Origin of the sequence: Shewanella sp. Pdp11, from assembly GCF_002838165.1 — a bacterium.
Classification (GTDB): Bacteria; Pseudomonadota; Gammaproteobacteria; order Enterobacterales; family Shewanellaceae; genus Shewanella; species Shewanella hafniensis.
Window position 1 is genome coordinate 2101555 of record NZ_CP015194.1, and the last position, 12585, is coordinate 2114139.

The window sequence follows — 12585 nt, forward strand, 5'->3', positions numbered from 1 at the left end:
CTTCGAATTAGTTACTTCGAATTCCACCCATAAAAAACGACGCATTGCGTCGTTTTTTTATGGATGGATTTGGCTTGGTTTAAGCTCCGAAGTTTACGCTTCGAAACCTAAGCTTCAAATCTAAGCACCGTGCCAGTTACGCATTTGGTTAGCTTCCTTTGATAGAACAACCACTTCTGAGCGAGTCATTCGATCCTGCAGTGCGCGTTTATCATCATTGATTACAATCCATAAATTGCCAATGCCGAGCAGTGACCAAACGATACGCGCATAAGCTGTGACCATACTTAAGTTTTGGCCGTTTGGATGTTGGATTTTAAGCCGCCAAGCGCGCATGCCTAAGGTTTGGCCGCCTCTACTCCAAAATAGCGCGTAGAAAGTACCGACACACAAGACGAGCCAGAGTTGATAAATACCATGGTAAATCGGCGTGCCATTGAGCGCGTCAGAGACATGCTCAAAGCCATTCATGCCAGCCAATCCTGAAACGGTAAGGCCGTAGAAAATGCCAAAGCCCACAGCGCCAGCAACCATATACACGGCCACGGCTAACATCGAATCGTAAACGGCAGCACCTAAGCGGCGAAAGAATCCCGCACGGGGAAAGTTAGCATGTTCGGTATTGAGCATCACAGTGTCCTGTTTTTAAAGTGCTTAAAGCGAATACAAATATGGATACCTGCCTAGGCTTCGGGTTCTTCTTCTCTAACAAAGTGGATATTGCTAAAGCCAAAGCGGGCAAATTCTACTTTTCTGAATTCTTTTTCAGCCTTAGCACCCTTGCGCGACGTCATGGCGACTTGTTGTTCCATAGCCAAAAATTTGCTCAGATCGATACCTTCGGCTTCGGCCACAGCTTCATATAAATCATGGTGTTTGTCGTAGCTAAAGGCGATGGTTTTAGTCGTACCTTTGAAGGTGTAAGTGACTTGACGGGCCATGGGGAGCTCTCCTGAAATAAGTCTGAAATTAATTAAATTCAATTCTAAAAATAAAATACACAGCACCTAATATGCACAATCCTGCCCACAGATAATCGAGCTTCAATGGTTCTTTCATATAGAAATAGGCAAAGGGGACGAACAGACTTAAGGTGATGACTTCTTGTAAAATCTTTAACTGGCCGACGTTCATAACCGTGTAACCGATTCGGTTAGCAGGTACTTGTAGCAAGTATTCAAATAGGGCGATGCCCCAACTCACTAAGGCGGCAATAATCCAAGGTTTTGAGCCTAAGGTTTTTAGATGCCCGTACCAAGCAAAAGTCATAAAGATATTGCTTAGGCAAAGTAAACCGATAGTCGTCAGGGTTGGATTCATCTTTCATCTCTATGATTAATTTTATAAATCATGTACATGGCATCGTCGGTATAGCTGCCAAGGCACTTGTCTATGGCCTGAGGTTTAAAGCCCATTTTTAGCCAATAACTGTCGGCGCCTTGAACGGCAACAAGGGACAAAGAATTGAGATTATAACGATCCGCCAACAGTGTTAAGCGAGTGAGGGCCTTAGCACCTGCGCCTAAACCTTGGGCTTTGGCCGAAATCGCAATATCGTGTAGGTATAAGGTATCAGCCTTAGGTAAATGGGTGATGGGCTGATAGAGCGCGGGCGGCATATTGGTGGTCCATGGGTGAGCCAAGCAATAACCGACAACCGACTTATCCACTTCGAACACAAAACAGGATTGTGGTGATACCTGCCATTTACTTTGCAGCACGTGCAAGGGCTCAGGATCCAGTTGTGAGTAACACTCATCTTGGATTGCTAAAATGGCATCCCAATCCTGTGGGGTGATTGCTCGCAGTAACATGGCAGACATTTATCCTGTTTCAAGAGTCCCGTTTCAAGAGTTCTATTGAAGGCACTCCGTTAAAAGAGCCCTGATTCAAATAAGCTCGGCATTATAACCTCAAGCGGCTTTAAAATGCAGGCTCCGGCGGTAATATAAAGCGCTTTAAAACCCATTAAAACTGAGCTAAGCGTTCGCAGCGGTTAAATACCTAGATATCGTTGGCGCAGGTGACGCTCAAGATATTGACCATTTAGGGTTTCGCCCGTTGCTTGGCGGATCAGTTCATCGGTGGTGAGTAAGGATCCCTTAGACCAAATGTGCTCGCGCAGCCATTGGAATACCGAGTCCAACTTGCCTGCATCTATTAGGGCTTCAATCGGTCCTAAGGCTTTTTCTATCGCAAAACGACATTGGGCGGCATACATGGCGCCTAAGGTGTAACTGGGGAAGTACCCTAGCTCACCGACAGCCCAATGGATGTCCTGCATGCAACCGTCGCGATAATTGCCATCGGTATTGATCCCCAGTAATTGTTGCATCTGCGTCGACCAGAAATCAGGTAAATCATCGACGGTTAAGTTGCCATCGACAAAGGCTTTTTCCGCCTCAAACCGCAGTAAAATATGGCAAGGATAGGTGACTTCATCGGCATCGACGCGGATAAGTCCGGGCGCTACACGAGTGTAATGTTGCGCTAATTCTTGGGCACTGAAATGACAGTTAAGATGCTGCGCGATTTTAGGCTGCAACTGACGTAAAAATGCCGGATTTGCCCCGAGCTGCATTTCGCAAAAAAGACTTTGGCTTTCGTGGATGCCCATAGAACGTGCAAGCCCTGCGGGTTGTCCGCGCCACGCTTGAGGTAAACCTTGCTCGTATCTGGCATGGCCTGTTTCATGAACTATACCCATGATAGCACTGCTAAAATCGGCCTCATTGTAGCGGGTCGTTATCCGCACATCGCTTGGCACGCCGCCACAAAATGGATGGCTACTCATATCCAGCCTGCCATGATTAAAGTCAAACCCTAAAAACGCCATCACATCACGGCCAAGGGCTTGCTGCGCGCTGATATCGAAGGGGCCATTGAGTACAAGCTTAGGCTCGCTTGCCTGCTTAGCCAGTACTTCTTGGATGAGTGTCGGTAGCCAATCTTTCAGGCCGCCAAAGGTTTGTTCCAGCTTTGCCGTGGTCATTCCCGGTTCAAATTTATTGAGCAGGGCATCATAGGGTGCGATATTCTGGGCTTCACCGCGGATCTGTGCTTCTTCCTTGGCAAGGTCGATGACTGCTTTAAGGTTTGGTTTAAAGCCCAGCCAGTCATTATTTTTACGTTGTTCGCGCCACGCATTCTCACATTGATAGGCCATCTTGGTTTTGGCTTGTACTAGGTCGCCGGGCACTAAGTTGGCCTGTTGATACTGGTACAGCATTTCCCGCAGATTGGCTTCCTGCTCTATTGAGAGTGGTTCATCTGCCGCGCCGTGTAAGTGCTCGGCTAATACGGCTGAGGTTTTGAGACCGTGGATATGCAGCGCCAGTTCTGCCATAGCATCGCCGCGATCTTGACCGCCGCCCATCGGCATCATGGCCGCTTAATCCCAGTCACCCAAAGCGCTGAAATGTTCAAAATGAGAAATTTTCTGGAAATGTGCCGTCAGTTTGTCGTAACTTGGCGTTGGTACTTTAGTCTTAGGTGTGCCCATGGAATTTCCCTTCTGGCGCATAAAACCTGCGCGAATAAATAACAATAACAGGATAATAATACAATGAAGTCAAAATCATATAGCACTAAAACGCTTAAGGCTGCGCTGTGCCTGACCCTCGCAGCTATCGCTTCGACTGCGCAGGCGGGCGTCGATAAATTTGTGGCTGGGCCTGCAATTCCTGAGTTTGGTCAGATTGCCAAAGTCGATAGCATGATGCCAATTCCTAAGGGCATGAAGTTTAAAGTGGCTTTTGATATGAGTAAGGCGGCCGATGTGGGGAAGGCAAATCGTCAGCTCGAAAGTTTAGCCCGTTTCATCAACATGCATGTGGCGGCAGGCGTTAACGAAATTGATATCGAGCTTGCTATGGTGGTGCACGGTGGCGGCATCAGCGATTTAGCTGATGATGCTTTTTATGCCAAGCAGCACTCAGGTGAAGTTAACGCTAATCGCACTTTGATTAAGGCTCTGGTTGATCACGGCGTGAAGTTTTATATCTGCGGACAGAGCGCCGCCTATTTCGATTTAACCAATGCCTCATTATTACCCGGAGTCGATATGGCATTATCGGCGATGACAGCCCACGCTATTTTGGCGCAGCAGGGTTACAGTGAAAATCTATTTTAGGGTAAATTTTTAGTTTGGAAATAGGGCTTGGCTTGCTATTCTGTGGCGCATAAGTCGATAATTACAGTGAAATAAATGGAATGCTGTATTGTTCAAGGAGATGACTATGTGGGCGTTTTTAGTTGAGCAGCCTAATTTACCTTACACCATAGCTTTTGCCTGTGTTCTGGCCCTCGGTGTGTTTGAAGCCTTCGCGTTAGTTATTGGCCTAAGCATGATGAGTGCGCTAGACCAATGGGTGCCTATCGATGCTGATTATGACGCCGATGTCAGCCCCGGTGGACTCACAGGCATTGCCGGTTGGCTGTGCCTCAATCGACTGCCGTTATTGATTTGGTTTGTGCTCGCGCTGACCAGTTTTGCGATTGCGGGTTATATCGTCAATTTTATCAGTTTCAATGTCGCTGGCCTTTTACTGCCGCAACTGTTCACCTTACCGATAGCTATAGTTGCGAGTGCCTTTTCTTGCCGTTATCTCGGTCGAGTGCTGGCGGATCATTTGCCGAAAAATGAATCGAGCGCAATTTCGCTTGATGATTTGAGCGGCTATGTCGCGACTATTACCTTAGGCTGCGCCATTAAAGGCATGCCTTCCGAAGCCGTTGTGCGTGATAAACACCAACAAAAACATTACGTCTTAGTCGAGCCTGAAACCTCGGGCATCGAGTTTGCCTCTGGCACTCAAGTCGTGCTACTTAAACGTGAAGGCCGTGTCTGGTCTGCTACGTGTTTTGATAATTAATCGTCCCCAGCTATAAATCAATTGAAAGGAAATCAAATGGATGTGTTAACTGATATCGGTTCATCCGGTAGTTTTATTTTGCTCGTTGCCGGTATGGTGTTACTTGGCTTTATCGTGATCGGGTTAATTTTTGCCAAGTTATATAAACGTGCAACCAAAGAAATGGCCTTTGTGCGTACCGGCTTTGGCGGTGAGAAAATCATTAAAGATGGCGGCGCTATCGTACTGCCAGTGCTGCATGAAACCATTTCGGTTAACATGAATACCCTGCGTATCGAAGTGGAAAAAACTCAGAAAGATGCGCTGATCACTAAAGACAGAATGCGTGTCGATGTGAAGGCCGACTTCTATTTGCGAGTTGCCCCAAATTCAGATGGTATTTCGATGGCGGCGCAAACCTTAGGTACGCGCACAAACCGTGTCGAAGAGCTTAAAAAGCTGATGGAGTCTAAGTTTGTCGACGTGCTGCGCGCCGTTGCCGCTGAAATGACCATGACAGAAATGCATGAGCAGCGTGCCGATTTTGTACAACGAGTGCAAAATAACGTGGCTAACGATCTGGAGAAAAACGGTCTCGAACTCGAGTCGGTTTCGTTAACTGGGTTTGACCAAACTGATCTGCAGTTCTTCAATGAAAACAACGCATTCGATGCCGAAGGTCGTGCGCGTTTAGCGAAGATTATCGAAGAAAAACGCAAAGAAACCAACGATATCCAACAGGATAACCGGATTAAGATTGAGCAGCGTAACCTCGAAGCCGAAAAAGAATCCCTTGAGATTGAAAAGTCGGAAGAAGAAGCACGCCTGATCCAGCAACAGTCTTTGGAATTTAAACGCGCCGATCAAAAAGCGGAAATCATTAAGCAGAAAGAAAATAAGGCCCGCGAAGAGCGCGAAGCCGAAATTGCTAAAGAGCGCGCTATTGAAACCGCTGAAATCGAAAAGACTAAAGATATCGAAACCCGCGAAATCGAAAAATATAAGTCGATTGAGCAATCGCGCATTCAACAGCAAAGGGATATCGAAGTTTCTGAGCAGGAAAAACGCATTGCGGTTGCGGCCAAATCTGAAGAAGAGTCGGCCGCCCGTGCCCGTGCTGCTGAAGCCGAAAAGCTGAAGGTTGAGAAAGAAGAAGCGGTCATCACAGCGCGCCAAGTGGCCGAAGCGAATCGTCGCAAAGAGATTGAAGTGATTGATGCCCGTAAAGAAGCTGAGCGTGATGCGGTAGGTGTGACAGTACAAGCCGAAGCCGAGAAACGTGCTGCTGAAGACAGATCGAGTGCGATTCTGATTGAAGCGCGCGCTAGCGCCGATGCGAAAAAACTGCAGGCCGAAGCGGATGAGAAGGTCTACGCCGTTGAAGCTGCGGGTAAGCAAGCACTTTACGAAGCCGAAAACGTCTTGAGTGATGAGCAAATTGCCCTGCAAAAATCCCTCGCGATTTTAAAAGCGCTGCCTGAAATTGTGGCACAAGCCGTTAAACCGTTGGAAAACATCGAAGGCATTAAAATTCTTCAAGGCTACGGCGCTGGCAATCAATTTGCCGCGGGTGGCGAAGCTGCTCACCATCAAGGCGGCATTGCCGAGCAAGTGACTAGCGCTGCATTAAACTACCGCGCCAATGCGCCTGTGGTTGATGCCATGCTTAGAGAATTGGGCTTAGTGAATGGCGACTCTGGCACCTTAAATGATTTATTAAACGGCAATAACACCTTAACCGCCGAGGCGTTAAGTGGCGTGAAGCCGTCTCATGCTGGACTTAAAGATTACAGCCAAACGCAGGTGGTCGAGAGTCAAAGCGTGCCTAAGCTGTAAGGTCGATTTAGCTAACTTTACGAGGTTAGCTTTATGAGATTAAATCTGCTTGATTAACTAAAAACGCTCGCATTTTTGCGAGCGCTTTTATTTTGAGGCCAATAAAAGCTAACGGCCTATTTGTGTACCTTGTCGACCCCCGATGAGCGACCTTCGGCATGACAGGTTGCGCATGACTCCTGTCCTGATTGGTAAATTCGACCACCGCTGGCATCACTTTGATAAACCCCGCCAAAGCTGCGTGCATGGACGACTAAACTATCGATCAGCGTGTGACAAGCCGTGCAGGTTGCTAAGGCTGGCCGTATTGGCTCAGCTTGCCAGCGTTTGAGTGTACTTTTTGATGATTTCGTCAATTTTACCATTGGCTTTAAGGGTCGCTATTGCTTGATTAATGGCAGGCAGCAAATCGGCATGTTCCTTACGTAGCCTAAACACTAAGTCACCATCAGAATGCACTGCCGCAAGGGCGACGGGGATACGCAACTGAGTTGACCAATACAGGGCTGGATAATTACCGGAAATAATCGCATCGACTCTGTGTTTATCTAAGGCTTTGACTAATTCTTGCTCAGAGGTAAAGTCGGCACGGATAAAGTCCTTATCGTCGTGGTATAAATAACCGCGCACAGTCCCGATGTGTTTGCCTTTAATCTGGTCGATATCCTTATATTTACTGACATTTTCAGGCAGGGTGACCACATATTCGGTGATTTGCATTATGGGGGCGGATTTGACAAACAGCGGCCCTAAATCCTGTTTTTCAAACCAACTCGGGCTGACGATATCAAAGTCGAGTTGACCGGTTTCCAGTGCGTTATTAGTGCGCTTTGGCGGCAGAGTGAGGATTTCACCGTCGATTTTAGCGAGGGATAAAATCATCGGGATAAGCTCAGTGATCATCCCCGGCGCCTCTGCTTGGTCGCCGATAAAATACGGATACCAAGAATAGGAGCCAGTGATATTGTATTTGAGCTGCTCCGCATAGGCGTGTGGTTGAGTAAAGCAAAGGGCGAACAAGGCAAATCGAACTAAGTGTTTATACTGCAAACATCGCTTAACCATATTGCTTTTATCCTTGTTATCTCTGCTTTAGCCAAGGCCTATCCGATGGCCATTCTACCTAAATTGTGTGAATAAATTGTTTATTGGGTCACAATCAGTCACACCAGCCATAGTTAAGCAGTTTTCACCTTTACGCCATTACACTTTTTGTCATTACACTTTCCGCTATCACACCTAAGCCAATAGCTGACACAGGGCGGGCTGTTGATTATGCGGGAAAATTTGGTAGGTTTTATGGTGCTTAATCAAGCTGGTTTTCTTATTACCTTGGCTCAGTAATAACCCATGGGATAGGGCGATACGCGTTAGTGTCTGTTCATCGGCGCGGACATATAAGTTGATTGGTTTGACCAATTGATTGTCTTTAATATGTTGGTTAAATTCTTTTGCATCAATGACTAAGCTAGATTGACCATCAGCATCGAGTTTGAGCTTGGCGCTGATTTCAGTGTCAGTAAAGACTAACCATTCGGCTTGCTTTAAAGTTTCTATCATAGCATTTAATGCCGTGCCTAAAGCTTGCTCTGATTTTTCAACTGTTTGATATTGGTGCACAATCCTTTCTAGCAAACGCTTGAGTTCGGCGCCCGCACCTTGGCTGCGAGCCAGACGTATCCAAGCCGTGAGATCCTCGGCTACCAGTTTAGAAAAGCGTTTTTCCTTTAAGGACTCGACCATCCAATTACACAAAAAATGACTTTCCTGCGCAGAAGTGCGCTGGGCTTTCTTGGTCTGTGCTGAAGCGGTTAAATCGGCAAGGCCAGCGAGGGCGAGTTCGAGCACAGCTTGGTTATAGGTTTGAGAATTCATTATGACTCCGCCGCGGGCTGAAGTGATGTTATCTATTTGAACTTGGACGATATTGATTGCGGCGGAGCTAGTTTAGCAAAGCGGTCGATAAACCGATATTTATTCTTGCGATCCCACCAAACTTGCGGCGGTTAAGATCAGCTTAGGTGCGGGTCTGACCTTGTAGTTAGGATTTACATATTGGAAATGAATCAAACCTTTATCATCGCTAATATAAATGGCTGGCACAGGTAAGACTAAACGTTTGACTCCCTCGGGAGTCGTCCACATTGGATTATCAACATGAAGACGCGAAGTATAAATCTCAGTGACCTTTTCGCTTGTGTAAAAAGCTAAGCCAAAGGCTTGCGCTGCCAGCATTTTTTCATCGGAAAGCAGTAGATACTTAAGCTCATTTTTTGCCGCCGAAGCCTTAAGTTGAGCTGGTGTATCGGGTGAAATACCCACTAACTGAAAGCCCATTTTTAATAATTCAGGCTCAATCGCTTTTAACTGTCCCATTTGATTGTTACAAAATGGGCACCAGCCGCCGCGGTAAAAGAAAAAGATGGTCGGTTTTTTCTGCGTTAATTCGGCTAAGTCGACTGTGTTACCCTTGATATCTTGCAAGTTTACCTTAGGAATTTGTTGACCATTGAGTAGTGGACTGATGGAAAACTCATCTTTGGCAATGGGCTGCGCCAGAGTCGTAAAGCTAGTGAGCAATAGTGTACCTGCGAGGCAAAGTGTTTTTAGTATGGTTGACATGGGCGTTCCTAACGTTATCTTTCAATGGCTGCATTTCAAGCACCAACAGTTTTCTTTTTGTCTGCTCTAGTACTGAGATCTGCTTGTGTAATCTGCTTATGTAATTTGTTGCTTAAGTCATCTCCGTTGACGAGATCTTCGCTTAAGTGTTTTTTGTGTAAGTGCCATTGCGCTGTCTTGCTGTATTGTTCGTATTGGCCAAGGCGTTCTCAAGCGAGTCTCTAAAGGAACGGGGATTCGCGAAAGTTATTGCATAACCCAGAAAATTAGCTGTCACGCGGAGTTTTGATGAATAAAATTAACCCTAAGAAATTACTCAACAGTAAGTGGACCGCCGTTAAGCCGACCAATAAAGAAAAACATTTTTTAGTTACTGAGATTGAGTTTGATGAGGAAGGCTTAGTGATCTCGTGTTCAATTGAGGCTGTGATGTCAAAGCGAGTTATACCTATAAACTGGCATGATTTAAAAGATGAAGACCTTTGGTTGCAGGGCTGGAAATAGTTAAACGACTTGGATAAATACCAATCTCATATTATCCAAAGACATGGAGGGCACTCATCTTGTTCTCCAGTTTTACCATCAACTTCTGTGTTGTTGAATGTATTACGCAGTAATGACATTTATCGATGTCCTCATCAATGTCTTCAATCAGTGTCCCCATCAATACCCCGTCTCTTGCCGTTAACTGGGCATATTTTCGTAGCGCAGCGGCAACCATTTATTCAAGTTTGAGATTAATCTGTGTTTTTTACTGATATCGATTGCGGCTAAATCGAGATTCCGTTATTTTGTTGTGGCCATCTAGGTGTCTAGATGGTTTTGCAGTTATTAAGGTACTCATTGAAACTATGCATTGTCGTCATCGAACGCAGCAAGGTGTTAGGTAGCAGGATTCTCATTAACTATGAGTGCCTTAGTAAAACGAAGTCGCATAAAAGATTGAGGTAAGCAAGATGGATAAGCAGCAACTGTGGGTTTTGGATGGTGGCATGGGGCGTGAGTTAGCAAGACGGGGCGCACCCTTTCGCCAGCCTGAGTGGTCGGCGTTGGCCCTGATAGAAGCGCCGCAAACCGTGACTGAGGTACATCAAGCCTACGTAGCCTGCGGGGCCAAAGTCATCACCACCAACAGTTATGCACTCGTGCCATTTCATACCGGTGATGAGCGTTTTGCCGCCGAGGGTGAAGCGCTGGCTGCATTGGCGGGCAAACTGGCACGGGATGTCGCGGATGAACACGCAAATGTGGTTCGGGTCGCGGGCTCATTGCCACCCTTGTTTGGCTCTTACCGTGCCGATTTATTTGAGGCCGCGAGGGTGAGTGAACTGGCGCTGCCACTCATTCGAGCGTTGTCGCCCAGTGTCGATCTCTGGTTAGCCGAAACCATGAGTTTGATTGCCGAGCCTTTAGCCATCAAGGCCTTGCTGCCAGAAGATGGCAAACCATTTTGGGTTTCTTTCACCTTAGAGGACGAGACGTTAGGTAGCGAACCGACACTACGCTCCGGTGAGCGAGTGGCCGATGCTATCGATGCGTTAGTCGCAGTTGGTGTGGATGCGATTCTGTTCAACTGTTGTCAGCCTGAGGTGATTGAGGCGGCATTACAGGTGGCCAGCGATAGATTGAGTGATCTGGGGCGTGCTGATATTCGACTCGGTGCCTATGCCAATGCGTTTCCTCCTCAACCGAAAGAGGCGACGGCTAACGATGGTCTGGATGAGATCCGTGCCGATCTCGGGCCGCTTGATTATCTCGGTTGGGCTGAGCGTTGGCGCGCGGTAGGGGCTTCGCTTATCGGTGGTTGCTGCGGCATTGGTCCCGAACACATTCAGGCTCTTTCTAGTCGTTTGCGCTAAGGATTTTGTATGAAAGAGAACAGGATAGGTCTCTGGTCACTCACAGCCCTAGTGTTCAGCTCTATGGTAGGTGCGGGGATTTTCAGCCTGCCGCAAAACATGGCTGAAGTGGCGGGTGTTCGAGCTGTGCTGATTGGCTGGGGGATCACAGGTGTGGGCATCTTGGCATTGGCTGCGAGTTTCCTCTATCTGTCGCGCTTGAAGCCTGAGCTTGATGGCGGCATTTATACCTACGCCAGAGCCGGTTTTGGTGAGCTGGTGGGCTTTTTTTCTGCTTGGGGCTATTGGCTTTGCGCCACCATAGGCGTGGTGGGATATTTAGTGATTGCGTTTGCCGCCCTTGGCAGCTTTGTCGATACGCCGCAGCAAGTTTGGTTTGGCGAGGGCAATACGCTGGCCGCTTTTGTCGGTGAGTCGTGCATTTTGTGGGCGGTGCATTGGTTGGTCTCCCGCGGCGTACAGCAGGCCGCCATGTTCAATCTGGTGGCGACATTAGCCAAGAGTTTACCGTTATTGCTGTTTGTACTGTTTGCCTGCTATTACTTCGACCCTGTGACTTTTGCTCAGGACCAAGCGGCCAGCACTTTAGCTGTGCCAGTGTCGGAGCAAGTGCGTAACACTATGCTGATCACGCTTTGGGTGTTTACCGGTATCGAAGGTGCGGCTGTGTTATCGGCGCGCGCTAAAAATAAGCGGGATGTGGGCACGGCGACAGTCCTTGGCGTCGTGCTGGCGCTACTACTTTATGTGCTTATCTCTGTGTTAGCGCTGGGGATTTTGGCTCGTCCTGAACTTGCAGCACTGCCTAATCCCTCTATGGCGGGACTGATGGGAAGCATGAGCGGCGCTTGGGGTAAGACGCTGATCAGTGTCGGGCTGATTGTTTCTGTGCTGGCCTCCTACGTGAGTTGGACTCTGTTCTCGGCAGAGGTGCCTTTCAGCGCAGCCCGCCACGGTGCTTTTCCAGCCATCTTTTTACGACAGAATCGTAATGGCACGCCGATCTCTTCCCTCTGGTTATCCAGCTTAACAGTGCAGTTTTGCTTGTTACTGGTGTGGCTGCTGGGTAAGGGGTATACCAATCTGCTACTCATTTCTACGTCGATGATTTTAGTGCCTTATCTATTGATTGGACTCTTCCTGCTGAAGCTTTCTTTAAGTGGACAGGGCAATGGGCTGATGAGAATCGTGGCGCTGGTGGCAAGCGGTTATGGACTCTGGTTACTCTATGCCGCAGGCGTCGAGTATCTGTTGCTGTCCTTGCTACTCTACGGCCCTGGGTTACTCTTGTTTCTCTATAGTCGCCGCCAACTTGTGGATGGTAAAAAGCTTAACCGTCGTGAGCGATTACTCGCAGGGGCGACGTTGCTGAGTTTGTTCCCCGCGTTATGGTCATTTTGCTATCAATAACGGAT

At 47.6% G+C, this 12585-nt stretch carries 13 protein-coding genes and 2 pseudogenes; 6 read left to right on the plus strand and 9 right to left on the minus strand.

From position 1 onward, the window contains the following. Positions 1–120 precede the first annotated feature (120 nt). The 5 genes and pseudogenes from AYJ58_RS09260 to AYJ58_RS09280 all read right to left on the minus strand — a co-directional run bounded on the left by AYJ58_RS09260 (position 121) and on the right by AYJ58_RS09280 (position 3502). Complete coding sequence (locus AYJ58_RS09260; protein WP_106649872.1) at positions 121–630, minus strand: RDD family protein; 510 nt, start codon at positions 628–630, stop codon at positions 121–123. 53 nt (positions 631–683) lie between these two features. Beyond that, the gene (locus tag AYJ58_RS09265; protein WP_106649873.1) at positions 684–941 is read right to left on the minus strand and encodes a DUF2960 domain-containing protein; all 258 of its coding nucleotides are present in this window, start codon (positions 939–941) and stop codon (positions 684–686) included. A gap of 28 nt (positions 942–969) precedes the next feature. Further along, positions 970–1320 carry a DMT family protein gene (locus AYJ58_RS09270; RefSeq protein ID WP_106649874.1) on the minus strand — a complete coding sequence of 117 codons (351 nt, stop codon included), beginning with the start codon at positions 1318–1320 and terminating at the stop codon, positions 970–972. Then, complete coding sequence (locus AYJ58_RS09275) at positions 1317–1814, minus strand: GNAT family N-acetyltransferase (RefSeq protein WP_106651792.1); 498 nt, start codon at positions 1812–1814, stop codon at positions 1317–1319. Before AYJ58_RS09275 ends, AYJ58_RS09270 begins: the two co-directional genes overlap by 4 nt. 182 nt (positions 1815–1996) lie before the next feature. Beyond that, positions 1997–3502 (minus strand): annotated as a pseudogene (locus AYJ58_RS09280) (carboxypeptidase M32). Positions 3503–3565: 63 nt separating this feature from the next. Between AYJ58_RS09280 and AYJ58_RS09285 the strand changes: the two are divergent. The 3 genes from AYJ58_RS09285 (at position 3566) to AYJ58_RS09295 (ending at position 6689) form a co-directional block, all read left to right on the plus strand. After that, entirely contained in the window at positions 3566–4132 is a 567-nt protein-coding gene (locus AYJ58_RS09285) for a DsrE family protein (protein WP_106649875.1), read from the plus strand. A 106-nt stretch (positions 4133–4238) separates the two neighbouring features. Next, entirely contained in the window at positions 4239–4874 is a 636-nt protein-coding gene (locus AYJ58_RS09290) for a YqiJ family protein (RefSeq protein WP_106649876.1), read from the plus strand. Positions 4875–4910: 36 nt separating this feature from the next. Further along, positions 4911–6689 (plus strand): flotillin family protein, encoded by a 1779-nt coding sequence (locus tag AYJ58_RS09295; RefSeq protein WP_106649877.1) that lies wholly within the window; start codon positions 4911–4913, stop codon positions 6687–6689. Between the two features lie 116 nt (positions 6690–6805). Here AYJ58_RS09295 and AYJ58_RS22020 read toward each other — a convergent pair. The 4 genes and pseudogenes from AYJ58_RS22020 to AYJ58_RS09315 all read right to left on the minus strand — a co-directional run. Continuing rightward, positions 6806–6991 (minus strand): annotated as a pseudogene (locus AYJ58_RS22020) (multiheme c-type cytochrome); the annotation flags it as partial. 10 nt (positions 6992–7001) lie between these two features. After that, a complete protein-coding gene (locus AYJ58_RS09305) occupies positions 7002–7754 on the minus strand; it encodes a substrate-binding periplasmic protein (RefSeq protein WP_106649878.1) in 753 nt (250 codons plus the stop codon). Positions 7755–7928: 174 nt separating this feature from the next. Continuing rightward, the gene (locus AYJ58_RS09310) at positions 7929–8564 is read right to left on the minus strand and encodes a DUF2913 family protein (RefSeq protein ID WP_106649879.1); all 636 of its coding nucleotides are present in this window, start codon (positions 8562–8564) and stop codon (positions 7929–7931) included. A gap of 99 nt (positions 8565–8663) precedes the next feature. After that, complete coding sequence (locus AYJ58_RS09315) at positions 8664–9311, minus strand: peroxiredoxin-like family protein (RefSeq protein WP_106649880.1); 648 nt, start codon at positions 9309–9311, stop codon at positions 8664–8666. Between the two features lie 288 nt (positions 9312–9599). On the opposite strand from AYJ58_RS09315, the gene AYJ58_RS09320 reads away from it, so the two are divergent. The 3 genes from AYJ58_RS09320 (at position 9600) to AYJ58_RS09335 (ending at position 12580) form a co-directional block, all read left to right on the plus strand. After that, on the plus strand, positions 9600–9815 hold the full coding sequence (locus tag AYJ58_RS09320; protein ID WP_106649881.1) for a TIGR02450 family Trp-rich protein: 216 nt from the start codon (positions 9600–9602) through the stop codon (positions 9813–9815). A 452-nt stretch (positions 9816–10267) separates the two neighbouring features. Continuing rightward, the gene (locus tag AYJ58_RS09330; RefSeq protein WP_106649883.1) at positions 10268–11170 is read left to right on the plus strand and encodes a homocysteine S-methyltransferase family protein; all 903 of its coding nucleotides are present in this window, start codon (positions 10268–10270) and stop codon (positions 11168–11170) included. A gap of 9 nt (positions 11171–11179) precedes the next feature. Continuing rightward, positions 11180–12580 carry a basic amino acid/polyamine antiporter gene (locus tag AYJ58_RS09335; RefSeq protein ID WP_106649884.1) on the plus strand — a complete coding sequence of 467 codons (1401 nt, stop codon included), beginning with the start codon at positions 11180–11182 and terminating at the stop codon, positions 12578–12580. Positions 12581–12585: the final 5 nt, after the last annotated feature.

Coding starts and splice junctions, on each gene's coding strand:
- AYJ58_RS09260 (WP_106649872.1), bottom strand. CDS start 630: ATGCTCAATACCGAACATGCTAACTTTCCCCGTGCGGGATTCTTTCGC.
- AYJ58_RS09265 (WP_106649873.1), bottom strand. CDS start 941: ATGGCCCGTCAAGTCACTTACACCTTCAAAGGTACGACTAAAACCATC.
- AYJ58_RS09270 (WP_106649874.1), bottom strand. CDS start 1,320: ATGAATCCAACCCTGACGACTATCGGTTTACTTTGCCTAAGCAATATC.
- AYJ58_RS09275 (WP_106651792.1), bottom strand. CDS start 1,814: ATGTTACTGCGAGCAATCACCCCACAGGATTGGGATGCCATTTTAGCA.
- AYJ58_RS09285 (WP_106649875.1), top strand. CDS start 3,566: ATGAAGTCAAAATCATATAGCACTAAAACGCTTAAGGCTGCGCTGTGC.
- AYJ58_RS09290 (WP_106649876.1), top strand. CDS start 4,239: ATGTGGGCGTTTTTAGTTGAGCAGCCTAATTTACCTTACACCATAGCT.
- AYJ58_RS09295 (WP_106649877.1), top strand. CDS start 4,911: ATGGATGTGTTAACTGATATCGGTTCATCCGGTAGTTTTATTTTGCTC.
- AYJ58_RS09305 (WP_106649878.1), bottom strand. CDS start 7,754: ATGGTTAAGCGATGTTTGCAGTATAAACACTTAGTTCGATTTGCCTTG.
- AYJ58_RS09310 (WP_106649879.1), bottom strand. CDS start 8,564: ATGAATTCTCAAACCTATAACCAAGCTGTGCTCGAACTCGCCCTCGCT.
- AYJ58_RS09315 (WP_106649880.1), bottom strand. CDS start 9,311: ATGTCAACCATACTAAAAACACTTTGCCTCGCAGGTACACTATTGCTC.
- AYJ58_RS09320 (WP_106649881.1), top strand. CDS start 9,600: ATGAATAAAATTAACCCTAAGAAATTACTCAACAGTAAGTGGACCGCC.
- AYJ58_RS09330 (WP_106649883.1), top strand. CDS start 10,268: ATGGATAAGCAGCAACTGTGGGTTTTGGATGGTGGCATGGGGCGTGAG.
- AYJ58_RS09335 (WP_106649884.1), top strand. CDS start 11,180: ATGAAAGAGAACAGGATAGGTCTCTGGTCACTCACAGCCCTAGTGTTC.